The following is a 20,823-nucleotide window of genomic DNA, read 5'->3' as shown; positions in this document are numbered from 1 at the left end:
TTCCTTTGAAAACTCGGGTGCGGGCGGACTGTGGCAGGTCATATAGTAAAAGGATCCGCCTGTAAATCTTACCGCTGGCGGATGGTGTTTTTCATTGGTGTTTTTTTCTTCACCGCTTTTTCAGTATTTAAGAAGCGCCTCACATCGTCAATGTGCAAACCCATGATTCTAGCCTCTTGAATTAACAATTGCCAATCTTGATCTATATCTTTCATTACATGAGTTTTCATAAGAACCTCCAATTGAAAAATTGATTTGCCCAGCTACAGCAGCCAATGTATAACAAATTTCACACATAGTTGGCCGGTAATCCCAAATTGAAGATGAATTCACCTACCTATTCCCTAAGAAAATGACTGAAATAACCAAAATCCTTCAAGAATTCTTACATATAATAATAAACAAATAAATACTGACTGGATAGTATGCAAATAAAAATAAATCATATGACCTATTAACATTTACCCTCAAAGCGTCGACTAGCATATTCTTTTTGCATAAAAAATACCGCAAAAGAATGATTCGGTGTAAGATAAAGTGAATGATCAAACAGCTGGGGTAAAAAATGAAAAAAACAAATTTCAAATTAAGAGAGAAGAAACATTTGAAAGTTTTATTGACGCAGGCCTTCATCTCCTGATTGAAAGAGCTTACGATTCAGTCTCAATTGATGACATCAGTAAAGCGGCGGGTTTCAGCAAAGGCGCGTTTTACGTTCATTTTGAAAGCAAGGAAGATTTTCTGAAGCATTTATTAGACAGGCGTCAGATTAAAAAAAGGATCATCACCGGCTATCTCGACGAATTAGAAAAGCAAACCGCGCGGCCGTTGACGCTTTGTGAAGCTGCGGCAAGCGCGGCCAGCCTGTTGATGCGGTTTGTAAACAGCAAGCCTGCCTGGAATGTTGTGTCTTTTGCCGTTCATATGCCTACTTACAAAGTCGTCAGTGAATATGAAGCTTATATCCGTCTTTATAAGTTATGGATAGAAGAAAGCACTATGTACATAAATTGGCTCAAATCGAGAAATTTAATAGAAGACCATATAGATACCGAGCATACCGCTAAAATGATGTGCGCGCTCATCGACGGGATGATTAAGCAATCCAATGTGCTGGGAAGGCCGGTTACTTTCCGCAGCATGTTTGACGCGCTTTATGTTTTTGTCAGCGGCAGAAAATCAGGGTAACGTTCTTCTTGATTTGACAAAAGGTTTAGAAAAGTCTTTCAGAAAGCGAGGAACTGCCATGCGTTACAGAGAAATTATGATGTATATCATTATGGGGATATTCACGACCATCGTGAATATCGTCAGTTTTTACATTCTGACGTCGGCATTTGAGATGGATTATAAGGCGGCGACTGTCGCTGCTTGGGTTCTGTCCGTTCTATTTGCATATGTCACGAATAAACTGTATGTATTTCAGCAAAAGACCGCGGGGATGCGGAGTCTGATGAAAGAATTGACGGCCTTTTTCAGCGTGCGGGTATTGTCTCTCGCCATCGATCTCGCCATGATGATTCTTCTGGTCAGTCAATTTCATATGAACGAAACGTTGGCGAAAATCGCCGATAACGTCATTATCGTAGTCGTCAACTATGCGGCCAGCAAGTGGATTGTCTTCAGAAAAGCGAAAGAAGAGGGCGTGTCATAACGGTTTCTTTCCGCGCCCCGGGGGAAAGTGTAATGGTGAAAGGGGATGCGTATGAAGCACAAAATAAAGAAAGCGTTTGCTGATGTATTCGGGGAATCGGAGGACCTGCGCATTTTCTTTGCGCCCGGCAGAGTGAATCTCATCGGAGAGCATACGGATTATAACGGGGGCCACGTCTTTCCGTGCGCGCTGACGATCGGTACATATGCAGCCGTCCGGGAGAGAGAGGACAGGCTCGTCAGAATGTACTCTCATCATTTTAAGGAAGCGGGCATAAAGGAATGCAGTCTCGATGATATCCGCTATCAAAAAGAGGACGGGTGGGCCAACTATCCGAAAGGGGTCATGGCGGAATGTCTCGGCAGCGGTTTTTCCCTTCCGCACGGCTTCGATATTGTGTTCTGGGGAAACATCCCGAACGGCGCGGGGCTGTCATCTTCGGCTTCCATTGAACTTGTTACGGCGGTCATTCTCAAGGAATGCCATGAGCTTGAGGCGGATATGCTCGACTTGGTGAAGCTCGCTCAGTCGGCGGAAAATTCCTTTATCGGCGTCAGCTGCGGAATGATGGATCAATTCACCATCGGAATGGGAAAGAAACATCATGCGATTCTGCTGAATTGCGGGACGCTCAGTTTTGAATATACAAAACTCGGGCTGTCGGGGCTGTCGATCGTTATTGCAAATACCAATAAAAAACGAACGCTTGCAGACTCAGGCTATAATACGAGGCTCAAGGAGTGCGGGGAAGCGCTTTGTGATCTTCAGAAGCATCTTTCCGTTCAATCACTGGGAGAACTGACCCCTTCCGCTTTTGACGCCCATGCGGAGCTGATTCAGAATGAAGTGAACAGACGCCGGGCAAAACACGCCGTCTATGAAAATCACCGCACAATAGAGGCCGCCGACATGTTCAGTAACAATCAGCTTCATCATATCGGTGAATTAATGAGGGATTCGCATCTCTCTTTACGCGATGACTGCGAGGTGACGAGTCATGAGCTGGATACACTGGCTGAAGCGGCCTGGCGCCACGGCGGGGTGATCGGATCAAGGATGACGGGAGCCGGTTTCGGCGGCTGTACAGTCAGTATCGTCAAGGACGATGCGGTTTCGGATTTTATTGAAACGGCAGGGGCCCGCTATGAGGAAAAGACAGGGAGAAAAGCTGACTTTTACACGGCGGGTGTCGGAGCCGGAGCGAGAGAACTAAAGGGGGATGACGATGGCAATTGAGCGGCACGTGGAACGTTTAATCCGGTACGGATTGCAAAAAGAGCTGATTTCATTTCTTGATATTGAATATACAAGAAACCGTTTATACGAAACTTTGCATATTACCCATCCGGAGGCTTCAGAACAGAAAGAAAATGAATCGGCGGCATCATTGCCGGACATATTGGCCCCGATTTATGAATGGGCGGCAGAAACGGGCCGGATGGCAGCCGATACAGACACCTATCGCGACCTGCTGAGCGCGAAGATCATGGGCTGTTTTGCCCCGCAGCCGTCCGAGATTGTCCGTCGTTTTGAAGAAACAAAGGCGGTGCACGGGCCGGAGCAGGCGACAAAGGCGTTTTACCAATTTTTAGAGGATGTGTATTATATCCGTTCGGACAGAATACAGCGGAATGTCGGGTGGACGGCTGAGACGGCTTACGGAAAGCTGGACATCACGATCAACCTTTCAAAACCGGAAAAAGATCCGAAAGCAATTGCCGCTGCCAAAGAGCAGCCTCAATCCGATTATCCGAGATGTGTTCTTTGTAAAGAAAATGTCGGGTACGAGGGGAGACCGGATCACCCGGCGCGTCAAAACCTTCGTGTCATTCCGGTCATTCTCGGCGATGAGCAGTGGTTTCTGCAATTTTCTCCGTATGTGTATTACCGGGAGCATTGCATCGTTTTGAAAGACCGGCACGAACCGATGAAGATCAGCAAAAAAACGTTTGACAGGCTGCTGTCGTTTGTCAGCCAGTATCCTCATTATTTTCTCGGTTCCAATGCTGATCTGCCGATTGTCGGCGGCAGTATTTTAAGCCACGACCATTTTCAGGGAGGCCATTATGAATTCCCGATGGCGCGGGCGGAGACAGAAAGCCGGTACAGGCTGCCTGACTATCCGAAAACGGTGCTGGGAATTGTGAAGTGGCCGATGTCGGTCATCCGCCTGCAGAGCGAGAGCGCGTCTGAGCTTTCCGGCGCGGCGGATGCCATCCTGCGGGCGTGGCGCGGTTATTCCGATGAGGCGGCTGATCTCCTCGCCTTTTCAGGAGAAACACCGCACAATACAATTACGCCGATTGCCCGGCGGAGAAACGGTTTATTCGAATTAGATCTCGTCCTCAGAAATAACCGCACCTCTGATGAGCATCCGCTGGGAATTTTTCATCCCCATCAGGAAGTTCATCACCTGAAAAAAGAAAATATCGGACTGATTGAGGTAATGGGGCTTGCGATTCTGCCGGGCCGCCTTGAACAAGAAATGAAATACACGGCTGAAGCGCTGTGCTCACCGGACCCGGAAGCGGTCTTAACGGCAGGCCCTTCTGCGGCAAAGCATAAAGATTGGGCGCTCAGTGTGCTGCATAAGCGGAAGATAACGAAAGAAAACGCGGAACAGATTCTGAAAGAGGAAATCGGCCATGCCTTTGCGCGGATACTGGAGCATGCCGGCGTCTTTAAACAGACAGAAGAAGGCAGAGCGGCTTTCCGGCGGTTTATCCGCCATTTGGGCGCTCTACCGGAAAAAAGCCTCATCCCATAAGGGACGAGGCTTTTTTTTATCCTCTGCTTCTGGCGATCAGGCTGAATAAGAATACCACGATCGCAGCTCCGATGATTGCCGGAATGATGGCAAAGCCGGCAAGGTGAGGACCCCATGTGCCGAGCAGTCCGTGCCCGATCCATGCGCCGATCAGACCGGCGATCATGGACCCGATGATTCCCCCGGGCATACTGCCTTTTACAAATAAACTTCCGATCCAGCCGATAATAATAGCGACAATCAGAGATACGATAAAACCCATAAATATCACTTCCTATTTTTTATTATTTATGCCTATATGTTTCCTTCGTTTTGTCCATATTAAACATATGAATGCGTTTTTTATAATGAACATATCAAGGCGCGTTCCGGTCTTTTTTTTCACAATGCGTTGCGTTAAAATGGAAACCGTGTGAAAAGGTGTGAGCAAAGGAAAAAATATTTCTTTTGTAGAATGTTTAACAAAATGAAACTTTTTGTTGACCAGCGATTTTTATTATGGTAAACCTTTATTTGGTATTATTCGTTCTCACTATCTTTTTTCTCTATATATGCTAAATGATCTAAAACTTTTTATGTTTGATTTGCGCAAGTGGAAAAAGTTCATGCATTTTTTGACGATTTTGTGACATTAGGTCGAAAAAAAGATGAACTTTAGAAAAAAATAAAGCTAATAAGGGCAGATTTTGATAGCATAACAAGGTAGATAGAGAAAAGATTTTGAGAAAGTACATTTCAGATTCACTACATCAATAGGAAGGATGGTGATCTTCTTGTTCAGAGCATTTAAACCGTTACTTTTATTAGCGATGTTGGCTGTTGTTTTCGTACTGGGCGGATGCAGCGACATTTCCGTTTTAGATCCGAAAGGACCTGTAGCAGACCAGCAGAAAGATCTGATTCTCTTGTCAATCGGATTTATGCTGTTCATTGTCGGCGTCGTATTCGTACTATTTACAATCATTTTAGTGAAATACCGCGACCGCAAAGGCAAAGACAGCGGAAATTACAAGCCCGAAATGCACGGCAACACGTTCTTAGAAGTAGTCTGGACAGTGATCCCAATTTTAATTGTTATTGCACTTTCTGTGCCTACCGTACAGACGATATATTCGTTAGAAAAAGCGCCTGAAGCGACAAAGGATAAAGAGCCTCTTGTTGTTTATGCTACTTCGGTAGACTGGAAATGGGTATTCAGCTACCCAGAGCAGGATATTGAGACGGTTAACTACCTGAACATTCCTGTAGACCGTCCGGTTTTATTTAAAATTTCTTCAGCCGATTCAATGGCATCGCTATGGATTCCTCAGCTTGGGGGACAAAAATACGCGATGGCGGGAATGCTGATGGATCAATACTTACAGGCTGACAAAGTGGGAACATATGAAGGCCGCAACGCGAACTTCACCGGCGAACACTTTGCCGACCAGAAATTCAACGTAAAAGCTGTTACGCAAAAAGACTTTAACAGCTGGGTGAAAAAAGCCCAAAGCGATTCTCCAAAGCTGACGAAAGAGAAGTATGACGAACTGATGCTTCCGGAGAATGTCGGAAAATTAACGTTCTCTTCTACACACTTAAAATACGTTGACCACGGCCAAGATGCCGAATATGCGATGGAGGCGCGCAAACGCCTTGGCTACAAAGCCGTATCACCGCACTCTAAAACAGACCCGTGGGAAGATGTAAAGAAAAACGAATTTAAAGTATCCGACGATAAACAAGATTGAAATTGAACAAGAAAGGAGGAAGCCCGAATGAAATTGAGATGGGATGAATTTTTTGTAACAGGTGACCCATTAATTCTGGGCGCACAAGTTTCCATTGCGCTTTCCACTATCGCTATCATCGTTGTACTCACATACTTCAAAAAGTGGAAATGGCTCTGGTCTGAATGGCTGACGTCTGTAGACCATAAGAAACTTGGAATCATGTACATTATCTCTGCTGTTATCATGCTGTTCCGCGGCGGGGTCGACGGCTTGATGATGCGCGCCCAGTTAGCGCTTCCTAATAACAGTTTTTTAGACTCAAACCACTATAATGAGATCTTTACGACTCACGGTACGATCATGATTATCTTCATGGCGATGCCGTTTTTAATCGGTCTGATCAACGTTGTCGTACCTTTGCAGATCGGTGCGCGCGACGTAGCATTCCCTTACTTGAACAACCTGAGTTTCTGGACGTTCTTCGTAGGTGCGATGCTTTTCAATATTTCTTTCGTTATCGGAGGTTCTCCGAACGCAGGCTGGACGAGTTACATGCCGCTGGCAAGCAACGACATGAGTCCCGGGCCTGGTGAGAACTTCTACCTGCTCGGTCTTCAGATTGCCGGTATCGGTACGCTGATGACGGGTATCAACTTTATGGTGACGATCCTGAAAATGCGTACGAAAGGCATGACGCTGATGCGTATGCCGATGTTCACATGGACGACGCTGATTACAATGGTTATTATCGTATTCGCCTTCCCTGTTTTGACAGTGGCATTGGCGCTGTTATCATTTGACCGTTTGTTCGGCGCTCACTTTTTCACGCTGGAAGCCGGCGGTATGCCGATGCTTTGGGCTAACTTGTTCTGGATTTGGGGACACCCTGAAGTATATATCGTTATCTTACCGGCATTCGGTATTTTCTCTGAAATTATTTCAGCGTTTGCAAGAAAGCAGTTATTCGGTTACAAAGCGATGGTCGGCTCAATTATCGCCATTTCCGTCCTGAGTTTCCTTGTATGGACTCACCACTTCTTCACAATGGGGAACAGTGCGTCTGTTAACTCTTTCTTCTCGATTACAACGATGGCGATTTCGGTTCCGACCGGGGTTAAAATCTTTAACTGGCTCTTTACGATGTATAAAGGCCGAATCAGTTTTACAACACCGATGCTGTGGGCGCTTGCGTTCATCCCGAACTTCGTTATCGGCGGGGTAACAGGGGTTATGCTTGCGATGGCTGCAGCGGATTATCAATACCATAATACGTACTTCCTCGTATCTCACTTCCACTATGTGCTGATCGCGGGTACGGTATTTGCATGTTTCGCAGGATTTATTTTCTGGTATCCGAAAATGTTCGGCCACAAGCTGAACGAAAGAATCGGAAAATGGTTCTTCTGGATCTTTATGATCGGATTTAATGTATGTTTCTTCCCTCAATACTTCTTGGGGCTGCAAGGTATGCCTCGCCGTATTTACACTTACGGACCGAATGACGGATGGACTGCATTGAACTTTATTTCAACTGTCGGAGCCTTCATGATGGGTGTCGGATTCTTAATCCTTTGCTACAACATCTACTACAGCTTCCGCTACTCTACTCGCGAGATCAGCGGAGATTCATGGGGCGTGGGACGTACGCTTGAGTGGGCGACTTCATCTGCGATTCCGCCGCATTACAACTTTGCGGTGCTTCCTGAAGTGAAATCTCAAGATGCGTACCTGCAATTGAAAGAAGACAAAACGGATATTCATCCGGAAAGCAAGTTCAAGAAAATCCATATGCCGCACAACTCCGGAAGACCGCTTATTATGTCAGTGGCGTTCGGTATTGCAGGCTTCGGACTTGTGTTTGAATGGTTCTGGATGGGCATTGTCGGCTTGATCGGCATTCTGCTTTGCATGGTGCTTCGTTCATTTGAATATGACAATGGCTACTATATACCTGTTGAAGAAATAAAAGAGACGGAAAGAAAGATTTCCGAATAAAGGAGGCGTGATTTATGGAACATGCAGAACACGGCAATTCTAACGCGCCTATGGAATATCAATCTGAAACCGGCAGACTCAATATTCTCGGGTTTTGGATCTTTTTAGGGGCAGAGATTGTGTTGTTCTCAACACTATTTGCAACCTTCTTCGTTCTTCAAAGAAGAACAGCAGGAGGAGTCTTACCGGCTGAATTATTTGAAGTGAAGCTTGTCATGATCATGACATTCCTGCTTCTGATCAGCAGTTTCACCTGCGGGATCGCTGTTCATGAAATGCGTCGCGGAAGTTTAAAAGGCGTCGTCATTTGGACGATCATTACGCTTCTTCTCGGTGCGGGCTTCGTCGGATGTGAGCTTAACGAGTTCATCCACTATGTACATGAAGGAGCATCTCTCGGTACAAGTGCTTTCTGGTCTGGATTCTTCGTCCTTCTGGGAACGCACGGAACACACGTAACGATCGGTATCTTCTGGATTGCCGGCATCTTACTGCAATTGAAGAAACGCGGATTAACGCCGCAGACGTCTTCAAAAATCTTTATCTCAAGTTTATACTGGCACTTCTTAGACGTTGTTTGGATCTTCATCTTTACAGGCGTCTATCTCATCGGATTGGGGGGACTATAATATGGCAAACAAATCTGCTGAACACAGCCACTTTCCGTGGAAGCATATCGTAGGTTTTGCGTTGTCTATTATTCTGACCCTGCTGGCCCTTTGGGTTGCGGTATATACGGAATTAAGCCCATCAGCAAAACTCTGGATCATTTTCGGATTCGCATTTATCCAAGCCGGTCTTCAGCTTCTCATGTTCATGCACATGACAGAAAGCGAAAACGGCGGAATTCAAGTCGGAAACACGCTCTTCGGATTTTTCGGAGCGATTGTTATCATCCTTGGTTCCATCTGGATCTTTGCGGCGCACTACCATCACGGTGACCATATGGATGGAAACCCTCCTGGCGGTGCGAAGCAACATTCCGAACATCAGGAATAAATAGAAACCCTCTTCGTCTATGCGAAGAGGGTTTTTTTGTGCCTTTATTGGCTTCTTCTCCGGCGCAGGCGCGGAAGGCCGTAAATGATAAAGGCGGCGATATGGGCAACGATGACGTTGGCGGCAAACAGGATGATCATGAGTGTGTGGCCGAGAGGGGATAGGCTGCTGGTTGCGTAAAAGTAGAAGAAAACCCACATGAGAATAATTGGCGGTATGGCCGAAAGAGCGACTTTTTTGTTATCCAGCCAGATAAAGAGGGGGGTTGCGCTTGCGACCAGTAAATAAGCAAAAAACATGTCCATCTTACATGTCTCCTTTCATTTTATGGGAGCGTTTCCAAAATGAAATACAGAGAATAAAATGTGTCTGTTTTGTGGTCGTTTTTTGAACATTTTGTTACAATTATTATACCATGTTTTCCAATTTTTGATACCGCTTTTTCGAGAAATGTATTGCAACTATTGCCTCATTTTTGGATAGGTACAAGAAACCGGAAAGGCCAAATACCCTGTCACATTTCCGGACAATGGAATGGCGCAGGCTGTGAACCTTTGCTATGGTCAAAGAAACATGCACAGCAAGGGTGGTTTGAAGTGGACGTAAGGAAAGAAGATGTCACAGCGCCGGATGTCATTGCGCTTTTGCAGGATCATCTGAAGAGCATGTCCATGCATTCTCCTCCGGAAAGTATACATGCGCTCAATGCGGACCGGCTGCGTCAGCCTGACGTTACGTTTTGGAGTGCGAGGGAAAACGGCATCCTGCTCGGCTGCGGTGCCTTAAAGGAGCTAAACAGCCGGCACGGTGAGATCAAATCAATGAAAACCTCTCCGCATCATGTCAGAAAAGGCGCAGCCAACCGGATCCTCCGCCATATGCTTGAAGAAGCAATGCGGCGGGGCTATCAGCGGATCAGCTTGGAAACCGGTTCTATGGAGGCTTTTCTCCCCGCCAGACGCCTGTATGAAAAAGCAGGGTTTCAATATTGTGATCCGTTTGCACATTATAAAGAGGACCCGAACAGCTTGGTTATGACGTTAAACATAAGCTGAAACCCCTTTTCTGACGAGAAGGGGTTTTTTATCGGAAAAGTTTCATCATGACCGAAACATTTCCTTTTCTGACACGTCATATGTCGTGTAGTCCCCAAACCGTAAAAAATAAAAAGGAAGCAACCTCATCATGTTTTCTTGAACGGTGTTCATGTATAATAAACAATAGTGACTTCCGATGAAAATGTAAGGCGGGATAGAATGAGTCGATATAAGAAACAGCAAAATCCCTATTATCAGGGGGATTTGATTTTTATATTTGGTGTGTTTTTAATAATTAGTGTTGCGGCGATTTATGCGGCCGGACAGTTCGGGCAGTACGGAGGCAGTGCCTGGATGAAACAGATTGTCTTCTATGTTATAGGTGCGGGATTCATCGGATTATTGCTGTACTTTGATTTAGAGCAGCTTGAAAAACTGAGTCTGTACGTATTGATTGCCGGCGTGCTGTCGCTGCTCCTTTTGCGTGTGGCGCCGGAATCCATCGCGCCGATTAAAAACGGAGCGAAGAGCTGGTTTCAAATCAGAAACTTTACCCTCCAGCCCTCTGAGTTTACGAAAATAGGAATTATGATGATGGTCGCGTCCATTATATCGAAGGCGGGCCCGAAGGATCAAAGATCACTTCGGGAAGATGTGAATCTGCTCTTGAAAATTGCGGCATGGACGGTCATTCCGCTCGGGCTGATCGTTTTGCAGGATGCCGGAACGGGTGCGATCTGTCTGTTTATCGTTATGGTGATGGTGTTTATGTCGGGTGTAAACTGGAAGCTGATCACCATCATCGGCGGTTCGGCCGCGCTTGTGCTTGGCCTTTTCTTAGTTCTCGTGATTGAATTTCCCCATGTGGCGAATTCAATCGGCATTGCGGATTATCAAATTAACCGGATTACATCGTGGATGTCTGACTCCAGTGCGGCAACGACTCAGGCAGAGAGCGATAAAAGCTGGCAGGTGGATCAGGCCGTTATGGCGATCGGATCGGGCGGCATTACCGGAAACGGCGTTCATAATCTGAAGGTGTACGTACCTGAGGGACAGACCGACTTTATCTTTGCGATTTTGGGTGAAAGTTTTGGATTTTTAGGCTGCGCCATTGCGGTTGTCATGTTTTTCTTTTTAATTTACAGACTTGTGGTGCTGATTGACCGCTTGCATGCGTTTAACCGATTTGGCGCGTTTTTTTGCGTAGGATTTACTGCACTTATCGTGATTCACACCTTCCAGAATATCGGGATGAATATCGGCATTATGCCGGTTACCGGTATTCCGCTGCTGTTTGTCAGTTATGGGGGGAGCTCGGTGCTTTCTACATTAATCAGCTTCGGGATCGTATATAACGCAAGTGTGCAGCTGACGAAATATAAAAGCTACTTGTTCAATTCTTAATGTGAGACGGCTCGTTTTTCGGGCTGTCTTTTTTTGTTTAGAGCATTTCGCTTTTGACATGATTCCCTTTCGGATATGATATATAAAGAAGGAGGCTTTTATATGAACAATACCATCGAAACTATACTTAATCATCGGTCGATCCGATCATTTACTGACGAGCTTCTGACAGCAGAAGAGATAGATACATTAGTGAAAAGCGCCCAGGCGGCGTCAACGTCCAGTTACGTGCAGGCTTACTCCATCATCGGCGTAACCGATAAGGAGAAAAAGCGGAAGCTGGCGGCACTGGCCGGAAACCAGCCTTACGTCGAAAATAACGGGCACTTGTTTGTGTTTTGCGCTGATTTGTACCGCCATAAAAAACTTGCTGAGGAAAAAGGCGAAAACATTACCGAGCTTCTTGAGAATACGGAAATGTTTATGGTCAGCGTTATTGATGCCGCACTTGCCGCACAAAACGTAAGTGTTGCCGCGGAATCAATGGGACTCGGCATTTGTTATATCGGAGGCATTCGAAATGAACTTGATCAGGTGACGGAAGTGCTTGGAACGCCTGACCATGTGCTGCCGCTGTTCGGTTTGGTAGTCGGTCATCCCGCTCATCCGTCCGGTCAAAAGCCGCGCCTGCCGAAACAAGCCGTATATCATGAAAACACATACGATACGAATGAAGAACACTTCCGCAGTTATATGAAGGAATATGATGAAACCATTTCCGATTATTATGATAAACGGACAAACGGCAAGCGGGTTGAAACGTGGTCTGATCAAATCCTGCAGTTCATGAAACAAAAACCGAGAACCTATTTAAATCAATATGTAAAAGATAAAGGTTTTCAAAAGAATTAAGAAAAAACCTCTCCTGACCGGGAGAGGTTTTTTTATGTTTCACGTGTAACATATTTCGACAAAATGGAACAAGGTATATAAATGTTTATCATCAGGGATGCTTATAAGCATACAGAAAGAAAAAACGGCTTAGCAGTGGTACGATGTTGAGGAGGTGACAGTGATGATTTCATTAAGCATATTAGATCAATCTCCTGTATCAGAAGGGAGTTCTGCGGAAAGTGCTCTGCGGAATACAGTAAGACTGGCGCAGGAGGCGGAAAAGCTCGGATATAAGAGGTTTTGGGTGTCAGAGCATCATTTTTCAGAGCGGTTGGCGGGTTCAAGCCCTGAAGTGCTGATCAGCCATATTGCGGCGAAAACGAATGAGATTCGTGTAGGATCGGGCGGTGTCATGCTTCCGCATTACAGCGCATATAAGGTGGCGGAGAATTTCCGCGTGCTTGAAGGTTTGACGCCGGGCAGAATCGATCTCGGATTGGGACGGGCGCCGGGCGGAATGCCGATCGCATCATGGGCGCTGAATGACGGCGGGAAGCGGAATGCTGATCAATATCCGCAGCAGATTCGTGAGCTGGCGATGTATTTGCATGATGCAGCCGATGACAATCACCGTTTTCCGAATCTGACCGCATCACCCCTTATTAAGACGGCGCCGGAAGTCTGGCTTCTCGGTTCATCGGGGGAAAGCGCGCTTCTGAGCGCAGAAACGGGAGCAGGCTATATGTTTGCCCACTTTATTAATGGAGAAGGCGGAGAAAGCACGACGGCACAATATAAGCGCAGATTTAAACCTTCTGCATTAGGAAAAGAACCAAAAACGGCCGTGGCGGTGTTTGTGCTGTGCGCGGATACGGAGGAGAAAGCGGAGGAACTCGCGGCTGTCATGGATTATACACTGCTTGCGGGTGAACAGGGGATTCCGCTTCACGGCGTACCGTCTTACGAAACCGTCCGCGGAAATACGTATACACCGTATGAACAAAGACGAATTGCCGATAATCGGAATCGAATGATCATCGGAACGAAGCTGCAAGTGAAAGAACAGATTCTGGCTCTCAGTAAAGCATACGGAACAGAAGAAGTGATGGCTGTAACCATTACTCATCATTTTGAAGATAAACTTCAGTCATACCGCCTGCTTCGAGAAGCTTTTGCCGAATGATCAGAAAGAAACCCTGCTGATGCTCCAGCAGGGTTGTTCGGTTATTCAATGATAAAAGGTTTTTCAGTCAGCACCTGGCTTGATTTCCCTTTGTTCGCGGCATAGGCCAGCATATAATATTCTCCTGCCGGCAGTGCGGTGTCACCATTGACTTTGCCGTTCCAGTCGAAATATTGATAGCCTTTATCCTGCTTTTTATAAATGCCGGCTTGGCCGACAAAGTCAAGATTACTGTCATATACAAGGAAGGCAAGCTCTTCAGCTCCCGCCGGAAGATAGGTTTCAATTTGGTAGGTTCCCTGCGTTGTGCCGTCGTGCACGTCGATTGACGTCACGCGCGGATAGTCCGGCTCTTTTACAATCAGCAGCGTCGGCACTTTTGCGACTGTTTTTCCGCCTTCACGCACTGTGACGGTTCCCTCATAGGTGCCTGCCTTTACTTTTTTGGCATTGACCTTTACTTTCGCATTGACCTTTCCGGTTTGATGAGCGGGGATCACGACCCGGTCTGTGCCCGAAACGGTAATGCCCGTGCCGTTGAAAGAGTACTCGAGCTGATATGATTTTCTGATGGACGATTGGTTTTCAATCGTAAAGGTTTCTTTTTTCGTTTCATTGCCTTTGTCTTTCATAAACGTTCCGTAAGAATAACTTCCCGGGGCGACAAGGGAGTCTGCTTTGATCGCCTTCATGATTCTGATGCTTCCGGCGCCTTGCGCATTATGCGGGTATACGTCACCGTCCGCGTCCGTTAAGGTTTCCGCGGTGTTCATGAGAGCGGCTTTTATTTGTTCCGGGCTCCATTTCGGTTTGGCCTGCTTGATAACGGCAGCTGCGCCGGCTACATGCGGGGAAGCCATGCTCGTTCCCTGCTTCGATCCGTAGCCGTACGGGTCGGCCGGATCATGGGTCGGAATGGTGCTGACGATGTTTACGCCGGGAGCGGAGACGTCAGGTTTAATCATCCACGTGTCCATAACCGGACCGCGTGACGAAAAGTCTGCCATTTGTTCAGTGAGCGATTTAGCCACGGATAAATTGAATGTCGCTTTTGTGCCGCCCGCTTTTAATTGGCTGACGAGTTTTTCGCCGTCTTCTGATGAAAGCTTAATCGTCGGCACTGACATGCCCGGTACGTTGGCTTCAATTTCTCCCGGGGCATTGTTATACACAACCATACCGATCGCGCCCGCTTTTTTGGCGTTGTCGGCTTTATCGACAAAGGCGATGCTGCCCCGTTTGACGACAGCGACTTTTCCTTTCAGATCTTTGCCTTCAAAATCCTTTTGCTCGCCGATACCCGCCTCTATGAGCTCTGTTTCTTTTTTATTCAGTGCTTTTATGTCATCTTCTTTGTTGTAGCCCATTACTTTCGCTGAGGAATAGGAACCGAAGGAGACGGCGTACTCGTTCAGCGGCAGCTGGGTCGCTCCGACGGAGATGGCTTCTCTGGACGTTCCCGGAGAGCCGACGGTCCAATTGTTCGGCCCGCTGTTTCCGTTTGATGTAACGGCCGTGACGCCTTCTGACATCGCCCAGTCAAGCGCCGTGCTTGTCGCCCAGTCTGGGTTATTCACAGAATTGCCGAGAGAAAGGTTCATGACATCCGCTCCGTCCTGTACGGCGCGTTCGATGCCGGCGATGACGTTCTCCGTTGTTCCGCTTCCGCCCGGACCGAGCACACGGTAGGCAAGGAGTGTAGCATCCGGCGCGACGCCTTTAATCGTTCCGTTTGCCGCTACCGTGCCCGCGACATGGGTTCCGTGGTCAGTCGATGCGCCTCTCGGATCACCGGACGGCGTTTCTTCAGGATCGTAGTCGTTATCCACAAAATCGTATCCTTTATATTGTCCGAAATTTTTCTTTAAGTCAGGGTGTTTATATTCGACACCGGTGTCAATAATGGCAACCTTGACGCCTTTACCCGTATAGCCGAGCTTCCACGCGTCATTTGCCCCTATATAAGGCGCGCTGTCATCCATCTGCGGAGACACGGCATCCTTAGATAGGGTGATGTCTTTATCTTTGAGCTGATCGGTATGATAGGTGACATTCGGATAAACCGCTTTGACATCCTGATCACTCAGCAGTTTGGGGATTTCATTTGCCGGGAGTTTCATGGAGAAGCCGGAAAACACTTGCTCATATTCCCTGTTGATTTTTCCGTGTTTAATGGTTTTGAGCGCTTTCTTTTTCACTTTTGAGCGTTCGCTTTTCAGCTTGCTTTTTGTCTGTGCTTTGCCGAGTTCCTTTGCTTCCGCCAGTGACTTTTCCTTCAGCTCCACGATGACTGTCGTTTGTTTGCCGGTGGTCATATCAATGTCACCGAACACCTCAGCCTTCTCAAGATCAGGAGTTTGCGGTTTTGAAGCCGGCGCAGCCTGTGAACTTGTGGATAAGGTAAAGGATAAGACAAAAGCCGGAAGCAGATAACGGATGATTCCTTTTTTCAATCGTGTTTCCCCCTTTTTCTTTATCTAAATTAGAAATCTAGTATATATTTCTTGAAAATTCAAAATAATCCTTGTGACATATGACTCATTTATGGAAATTGGTCTGTGAATAAGGAGGGAGTTATACACAGAATCCTGTGTATAACTGAATAAATTTGTGTATATATATTGTTGGGAACGAATGTTCCTATACAAAATATAGATCGAGTTTGTGGATATGTGGATATACACTGTGTTTAAGCTGTGCTTAACCAAGGGATAAGGTGTGTATAACTTTTTTTATCGGCTTTTCCATTTTTCAGGTCATTTCCATCAGCTTTCAACAAAACTTCTGAAAACTAGTTTGTTTTTTCACTCATATTGTGACAAACAATTCGCCCGGCCGCGTCTATCATAGAGTCATAGGGTTGCTAGACCCGCTAGTTTTTAGCGGAGAAGGATCGGCCGCCTTTTCCGTTAAAGCGGAGAGAAAAACAGGCCTGCGAACAAGCTGTCTGTCAAAAAGAAGCGGAGGGATGATTTGCAATGAAACGTTTGCTAGTATCTTTACGGGTGTGGATGGTCTTTCTGATGAATTGGATGGCGCCGGGTAACGGAAGATATCCATTAGCCGCCGTGTACGGAAACCAAGCGGCTTGTCATAAGAAAGCGAAGCGGACGGCTGGGGCTTTTTCGTTTGTGAGCCGTGTCCGATCGGCGGATTTGACCGATGAAACGAAATCGGCCCGCGGCAGGCTGGATAAAAACCGATGGATGCCTGTCCGCAAAGAATTGCCGAAACGGGAGCGCGCGGGTCCGGCACCTTTACATCATATGAAAAAGAGGGTACAATCCCACTAAACATATGAACGGGAGCGAACCTCTTGAGAATAGACAAAGTATTAAACAACAATGCGGCGTTAATAAAAGAAGACGGACGGGAAAAGATCGTAATGGGTCCCGGAATCGCTTTTCAAAAGAGAAAAAATGATGTGATTCAAAAGCATAAAATTGAAAAAATATTTGTCGTGCACGACGAAAATGAAAAGTTCAAACAAGTGTTAGAAACGCTTCCCGAAGAGCATATAGAGGCGGCTGAAGATATCATCAGCCATGCGGAGGGAGAGCTTGCGGCACCTTTGAACGATCACATCCACATTGCGCTGGCGGACCATTTATCCTTTGCGATCGAAAGGATTCAAAACGGCCTTCAGGTGCATAACCGATTGCTTCATGAAATTAAGGCGCTTTATAAAAAAGAATATGAGATCGGCCGCTGGGCGGTTGAGCACGTGAAACAAACCCTCGGTATATCATTGCCTGATGATGAGGCGGGGTATATCGCGCTTCATATCCACACTGCCAAGGCGGATGCCAAAAGCATGTATTCGGCGATGAAGCATACAACCATGATCAAAGAAATGATCGAAAAGATCGAATCCTTTTTCGAACAGAAGGTGGATGAAGACAGTATTTCCTATCAGCGCCTCGTCACGCACTTGCGGTATGCGGTCAGCCGGTTGGATTCAAATGAAGCACTCCATTCCATGGACGAGGAGATGCTTTATTTCATCCAAAAAAAGTATCCGTTTGCTTATCGGTGTGCGCTTGAACTGGCGGCGTTTTTAAAAACTGAATATGATTTGGAACTGCCGGAATCCGAGGCCGGCTATATCACGCTGCATGTCCAGCGTCTGCAAAAAAACCCGGAATAACGCGTCTGTTTCGAGAAACAGACTTTTTTTTTGAAAACATATTGACGAAAGCGCTATCATGGAATAGAATGAAAGCGCATTAAAAAAACTGAATCCGGCGGGATTGTGACTGGTAATGCAGGCAAGACCTAAAATTTGCGTACATGAAAAAGGGATCATGCTGACCTTTTTCGTTGGCGAATTTTAGGTCTTTTTTGATTTTAGAAAGGGGGATACATAATGAATTATCAAGAAACGGCAAAACAGCTTATCAAACACATCGGAGGGAAATCAAATATCATCAGCGCGACACATTGCGCCACACGGCTCAGGCTCGTCATTCAAGATGAACAGAAGATCAGCCAGGCCGGCATTGAAGAGACAGAAGGAGTAAAAGGGGCTTTCAGCAGCTCGGGGCAATATCAGATTATATTCGGCACCGGCCTCGTGAATAAAGTGTATGACGCTTTTTCAAAAGAAGCCGATTTGGAGCGGGAGGATCGTGAGACACATCAGGACGCAGCGAAAAAAAAGCTGAATCCGGCCGCAAGATTTGCGAAAACACTGTCTAACATATTCGTTCCCATCATTCCGGCTATCGTGGCAAGCGGACTTTTAATGGGGCTGCTCGGCATGATGAAGGCTTTTCACTGGGTGTCTGAACAATCATCGCTGTTTAAGCTTCTAGACATGTTTTCAAGCGCGGCGTTTATCTTTCTGCCCGTATTCATCGGGTTCAGCGCGGCGAAAGAATTTGGCGGTAATGCCTTTCTCGGTGCCGTGCTCGGGGGAATTATGATCCATCCGGCGCTTTTGAATCCGTGGGGGCTTGCGGATGTACCGCCTGATTTTATGCAGCTCTTCGGCTTCGACATTGCGCTGCTCGGCTACCAAGGGACGGTCATCCCCGTACTGTTAGCCGTTTACATTATGAGCAAAGTGGAAAAGGGCACGAGAAAAATTGTGCCTCACGCATTCGATTTATTGGTCACGCCGTTTGTCACGGTGATTGTCACGGGATTTATCACCTTTATCGCAATCGGTCCGCTTGGCAGGGCGATCGGATCAGGCATTACCGTCTCGCTGACGTATGTGTATGATCATGCGGGCATTGTTGCCGGACTGCTTTTCGGAGGTCTTTATCCGCTTATTGTGCTTACCGGTGTGCATCACAGCTTTCATGCGATTGAGGCCGGCCTCATCGCTGATTTGGGCAGAAACTATATCCTTCCTATCTGGTCGATGGCGAATGTCGCTCAGGGCGCGGCGGGACTGGCTGTATTTTTCCTGACGAAAAAAGCGAAAATGAAAGAAATCGCTTTGCCTGCCGCCTTTTCCGCTTTTCTCGGCGTAACCGAACCAGTCATTTTCGGTGTGAACCTAAGATACCGCAAGCCGTTTATCGCGGGAATGATCGGCGGAGCGCTGGGAGGAGCCTATGTCGTGGTGACCGGTGTCGCCGCCAATGCCTACGGTCTGACCGGAATTCCGATGATTGCCATCACGGCTCCGCTCGGTTTAGGAAATCTAATAAACTATCTGATCGGAATGGGCATCGCCTCTGTCTCGGCGTTTATTGCCGCTTACATTATGGGAGCTAAAGAAAAGGAGGCCGTCAAATGAGGACACCGGATCAAGAGCTGCGCCTGCAGGCTGAGGAAGCGAAAAAGAAGCGGCAAGAAACAGCCGCGTCAGATCCATACCGCCAGAACTATCATATTATGCCGCCGGTCGGGCTTTTAAATGATCCGAACGGCGTGATCCAATGGAACGGCGTATATCACTTGTTTTTTCAATGGCAGCCATTTCATACGGGGCACGGCGCGAAATTTTGGGCGCATGTGACGACGAAGGATTTCGTTAATTGGAAAGAAGAAGAAATCGCGCTTGCGCCGGGTGAATGGTATGACAAAAACGGCTGTTATTCCGGAAGCGCCATCGAAAAAGACGGGCGGCTCTGCCTGATGTACACAGGCAATGTCCGTGACGGAGAAGGCAATCGGGAAACGTATCAATGCCTCGCCGTATCCGAAGACGGGATCGTATTTGAAAAAAAAGGAGTCGTCGCGCGTCTCCCGGAAGGCTATACCGCTCATTTCCGTGATCCGAAGGTTTGGAAGAAAGACGGAGCGTATTACATGGTGCTCGGCGCGCAGACAGAAAAGCTCACCGGAAGCGCTGTATTGTTCACATCAGAGAACTTGACGGATTGGACGTTTCTCGGTGCGATTGCGGGGGCGGACTCCGGCGGTCTCGGGTCATTCGGCTATATGTGGGAATGTCCCGACCTGTTTTCCCTTGACGGAACCGACGTGCTGCTCGTATGTCCGCAGGGGCTTGAAGCCGACGGGATAAAATATCATAACAGCCACCAGGCGGGCTATTTCCTCGGCAGGCTGCATACAGAGCCGCCAGAATTTAAGCACGGTGAATTTACAGAGCTTGACAGAGGATTTGATTTTTACGCGGCGCAGACGCTGGAAGATGATAAGGGACGGAGAATTCTGTTCGCGTGGATGGGCGTTCCGGATCAGCAGGAGGACAAACATCCGACACATGCGTATCACTGGATTCACTGCTTAACGATGCCGAGACAGCTGTCACTGTCCAACGGCAGAATCATACAGCGCCCGCTCCCGGAATTGAAATCGCGCCGCACGGATGAACAAAAGCGCCGTCTTCAATTGAATTGCTCGTCTGTAAGCCTTCCGGTGAAAGATGCGTCCCGGGCTGAAGTGCTGCTGGAGGACATCACTTGCGAATCCGGTTTTGAAATCTCAATTCGGGGCGCGGCCCGGTTTATATTTCATCAGGAAGAGGGGCTGGCTGTGCTGGAGCGCACCGATTTCAGCGGAGAAGAAAAAGAAACGAGAAGCTGCGCCGTCAGCGAGGTGCATTCCGTGCAGCTCTTTCTGGATGCATCCTCCATCGAATTGTTTTTGAATGATGGAGAAGAGGTATTCAGCGCCAGATATTTTCCTTTCCCGGGAAATGATGACGTAACCGTCACTTCGGTAGGAAAAACGGAAATAAATGGCTCAATTTGGACACTTTTGTAGAAAATCGTTCTTTTTTCTTATGTGAAACCTATGCCATCTGTGCTATTCTT

The 20,823-nt window shown here is 47.1% G+C and carries 20 protein-coding genes; 16 read left to right on the top strand and 4 right to left on the bottom strand.

Going from position 1 to position 20,823, the window contains the following annotated elements; all coding sequences use genetic code 11:
• Positions 1-68: 68 nt before the first annotated feature.
• On the bottom strand, positions 69-230 hold the full coding sequence (locus NYE38_RS18815) for an anti-repressor SinI family protein (RefSeq protein WP_003150917.1): 162 nt from the start codon (positions 228-230) through the stop codon (positions 69-71).
• A gap of 307 nt (positions 231-537) precedes the next feature.
• Here NYE38_RS18815 and NYE38_RS18810 point away from each other — a divergent pair, with 307 nt between their 5' ends.
• From NYE38_RS18810 to galT, 4 genes are all read left to right on the top strand, one after another.
• Entirely contained in the window at positions 538-1,188 is a 651-nt protein-coding gene (locus NYE38_RS18810; protein WP_017418647.1) for a TetR/AcrR family transcriptional regulator, read from the top strand.
• 79 nt (positions 1,189-1,267) lie between these two features.
• The gene (locus NYE38_RS18805) at positions 1,268-1,654 is read left to right on the top strand and encodes a GtrA family protein (RefSeq protein WP_025649414.1); all 387 of its coding nucleotides are present in this window, start codon (positions 1,268-1,270) and stop codon (positions 1,652-1,654) included.
• Between the two features lie 51 nt (positions 1,655-1,705).
• A complete protein-coding gene (locus NYE38_RS18800) occupies positions 1,706-2,890 on the top strand; it encodes a galactokinase (protein ID WP_025649413.1) in 1,185 nt (394 codons plus the stop codon).
• Positions 2,880-4,421 (top strand): UDP-glucose--hexose-1-phosphate uridylyltransferase, encoded by a 1,542-nt coding sequence (gene galT / locus NYE38_RS18795; protein WP_065180322.1) that lies wholly within the window; start codon positions 2,880-2,882, stop codon positions 4,419-4,421. Before NYE38_RS18800 ends, galT begins: the two co-directional genes overlap by 11 nt.
• Before the next feature lie 16 nt (positions 4,422-4,437).
• Here galT and NYE38_RS18790 read toward each other — a convergent pair whose 3' ends face one another.
• Complete coding sequence (locus NYE38_RS18790) at positions 4,438-4,683, bottom strand: GlsB/YeaQ/YmgE family stress response membrane protein (protein WP_003150926.1); 246 nt, start codon at positions 4,681-4,683, stop codon at positions 4,438-4,440.
• Positions 4,684-5,185: 502 nt separating this feature from the next.
• Here NYE38_RS18790 and qoxA point away from each other — a divergent pair.
• The 4 genes from qoxA to qoxD are packed head-to-tail and all read left to right on the top strand — an operon-like array spanning position 5,186 to position 9,127.
• Positions 5,186-6,151, top strand: a complete 966-nt coding sequence (qoxA, locus tag NYE38_RS18785; protein WP_014306059.1) for a cytochrome aa3 quinol oxidase subunit II — start codon at positions 5,186-5,188, stop codon at positions 6,149-6,151.
• 27 nt (positions 6,152-6,178) lie between these two features.
• A complete protein-coding gene (qoxB, locus tag NYE38_RS18780; RefSeq protein WP_014419186.1) occupies positions 6,179-8,128 on the top strand; it encodes a cytochrome aa3 quinol oxidase subunit I in 1,950 nt (649 codons plus the stop codon).
• A gap of 14 nt (positions 8,129-8,142) precedes the next feature.
• Positions 8,143-8,757, top strand: a complete 615-nt coding sequence (qoxC, locus tag NYE38_RS18775; protein ID WP_003150930.1) for a cytochrome aa3 quinol oxidase subunit III — start codon at positions 8,143-8,145, stop codon at positions 8,755-8,757.
• Position 8,758: 1 nt separating this feature from the next.
• On the top strand, positions 8,759-9,127 hold the full coding sequence (gene qoxD / locus NYE38_RS18770) for a cytochrome aa3 quinol oxidase subunit IV (protein ID WP_014419185.1): 369 nt from the start codon (positions 8,759-8,761) through the stop codon (positions 9,125-9,127).
• Between the two features lie 44 nt (positions 9,128-9,171).
• Here the strand turns inward: qoxD and ywcE are convergent, their stop codons facing one another.
• Positions 9,172-9,432, bottom strand: a complete 261-nt coding sequence (gene ywcE, locus NYE38_RS18765) for a spore morphogenesis/germination protein YwcE (protein ID WP_007614574.1) — start codon at positions 9,430-9,432, stop codon at positions 9,172-9,174.
• A gap of 291 nt (positions 9,433-9,723) precedes the next feature.
• Here ywcE and NYE38_RS18760 point away from each other — a divergent pair, with 291 nt between their 5' ends.
• The 4 genes from NYE38_RS18760 to NYE38_RS18745 all read left to right on the top strand — a co-directional run bounded on the left by NYE38_RS18760 (position 9,724) and on the right by NYE38_RS18745 (position 13,588).
• A complete protein-coding gene (locus NYE38_RS18760) occupies positions 9,724-10,182 on the top strand; it encodes a GNAT family N-acetyltransferase (protein WP_017418653.1) in 459 nt (152 codons plus the stop codon).
• 201 nt (positions 10,183-10,383) lie between these two features.
• Entirely contained in the window at positions 10,384-11,571 is a 1,188-nt protein-coding gene (locus tag NYE38_RS18755; RefSeq protein ID WP_017418654.1) for an FtsW/RodA/SpoVE family cell cycle protein, read from the top strand.
• A gap of 102 nt (positions 11,572-11,673) precedes the next feature.
• Positions 11,674-12,423 carry an oxygen-insensitive NADPH nitroreductase gene (gene nfsA / locus NYE38_RS18750; protein WP_017418655.1) on the top strand — a complete coding sequence of 250 codons (750 nt, stop codon included), beginning with the start codon at positions 11,674-11,676 and terminating at the stop codon, positions 12,421-12,423.
• Between the two features lie 163 nt (positions 12,424-12,586).
• Positions 12,587-13,588, top strand: a complete 1,002-nt coding sequence (locus NYE38_RS18745; RefSeq protein ID WP_017418656.1) for an LLM class flavin-dependent oxidoreductase — start codon at positions 12,587-12,589, stop codon at positions 13,586-13,588.
• A 41-nt stretch (positions 13,589-13,629) separates the two neighbouring features.
• Here the strand turns inward: NYE38_RS18745 and NYE38_RS18740 are convergent, their stop codons facing one another.
• A complete protein-coding gene (locus tag NYE38_RS18740; protein ID WP_025649409.1) occupies positions 13,630-16,041 on the bottom strand; it encodes a S8 family serine peptidase in 2,412 nt (803 codons plus the stop codon).
• Between the two features lie 525 nt (positions 16,042-16,566).
• On the opposite strand from NYE38_RS18740, the gene NYE38_RS18735 reads away from it, so the two are divergent.
• From NYE38_RS18735 to NYE38_RS18720, 4 genes are all read left to right on the top strand, one after another.
• Entirely contained in the window at positions 16,567-16,881 is a 315-nt protein-coding gene (locus NYE38_RS18735; protein ID WP_017418658.1) for a hypothetical protein, read from the top strand.
• Between the two features lie 23 nt (positions 16,882-16,904).
• Positions 16,905-17,735 (top strand): transcription antiterminator, encoded by an 831-nt coding sequence (locus NYE38_RS18730; protein WP_014419179.1) that lies wholly within the window; start codon positions 16,905-16,907, stop codon positions 17,733-17,735.
• A 219-nt stretch (positions 17,736-17,954) separates the two neighbouring features.
• A complete protein-coding gene (locus NYE38_RS18725) occupies positions 17,955-19,337 on the top strand; it encodes a sucrose-specific PTS transporter subunit IIBC (RefSeq protein WP_014419178.1) in 1,383 nt (460 codons plus the stop codon).
• A complete protein-coding gene (locus NYE38_RS18720; RefSeq protein ID WP_106067796.1) occupies positions 19,334-20,773 on the top strand; it encodes a sucrose-6-phosphate hydrolase in 1,440 nt (479 codons plus the stop codon). Before NYE38_RS18725 ends, NYE38_RS18720 begins: the two co-directional genes overlap by 4 nt.
• Positions 20,774-20,823 lie beyond the last annotated feature (50 nt).

Origin of the sequence: Bacillus sp. EU63, assembly GCF_038592915.1 — a bacterium.
GTDB lineage: Bacteria > Bacillota > Bacilli > Bacillales > Bacillaceae > Bacillus > Bacillus velezensis.
The sequence above is the reverse complement of the archived record's forward strand: the minus strand, read 5'-3'. Positions and strand labels throughout refer to the sequence as shown.

Excerpts from the sequence above, each read along its gene's own strand:
- NYE38_RS18720 (WP_106067796.1), top strand. The coding sequence starts at position 19,334 with ATGAGGACACCGGATCAAGAGCTGCGCCTGCAGGCTGAGGAAGCGAAA.
- NYE38_RS18725 (WP_014419178.1), top strand. The coding sequence starts at position 17,955 with ATGAATTATCAAGAAACGGCAAAACAGCTTATCAAACACATCGGAGGG.
- NYE38_RS18755 (WP_017418654.1), top strand. The coding sequence starts at position 10,384 with ATGAGTCGATATAAGAAACAGCAAAATCCCTATTATCAGGGGGATTTG.
- qoxD (WP_014419185.1), top strand. The coding sequence starts at position 8,759 with ATGGCAAACAAATCTGCTGAACACAGCCACTTTCCGTGGAAGCATATC.
- NYE38_RS18790 (WP_003150926.1), bottom strand. The coding sequence starts at position 4,683 with ATGGGTTTTATCGTATCTCTGATTGTCGCTATTATTATCGGCTGGATC.
- NYE38_RS18805 (WP_025649414.1), top strand. The coding sequence starts at position 1,268 with ATGTATATCATTATGGGGATATTCACGACCATCGTGAATATCGTCAGT.
- NYE38_RS18745 (WP_017418656.1), top strand. The coding sequence starts at position 12,587 with ATGATTTCATTAAGCATATTAGATCAATCTCCTGTATCAGAAGGGAGT.
- qoxB (WP_014419186.1), top strand. The coding sequence starts at position 6,179 with ATGAAATTGAGATGGGATGAATTTTTTGTAACAGGTGACCCATTAATT.
- qoxC (WP_003150930.1), top strand. The coding sequence starts at position 8,143 with ATGGAACATGCAGAACACGGCAATTCTAACGCGCCTATGGAATATCAA.
- ywcE (WP_007614574.1), bottom strand. The coding sequence starts at position 9,432 with ATGGACATGTTTTTTGCTTATTTACTGGTCGCAAGCGCAACCCCCCTC.
- galT (WP_065180322.1), top strand. The coding sequence starts at position 2,880 with ATGGCAATTGAGCGGCACGTGGAACGTTTAATCCGGTACGGATTGCAA.
- NYE38_RS18735 (WP_017418658.1), top strand. The coding sequence starts at position 16,567 with ATGAAACGTTTGCTAGTATCTTTACGGGTGTGGATGGTCTTTCTGATG.
- NYE38_RS18815 (WP_003150917.1), bottom strand. The coding sequence starts at position 230 with ATGAAAACTCATGTAATGAAAGATATAGATCAAGATTGGCAATTGTTA.
- nfsA (WP_017418655.1), top strand. The coding sequence starts at position 11,674 with ATGAACAATACCATCGAAACTATACTTAATCATCGGTCGATCCGATCA.
- NYE38_RS18800 (WP_025649413.1), top strand. The coding sequence starts at position 1,706 with ATGAAGCACAAAATAAAGAAAGCGTTTGCTGATGTATTCGGGGAATCG.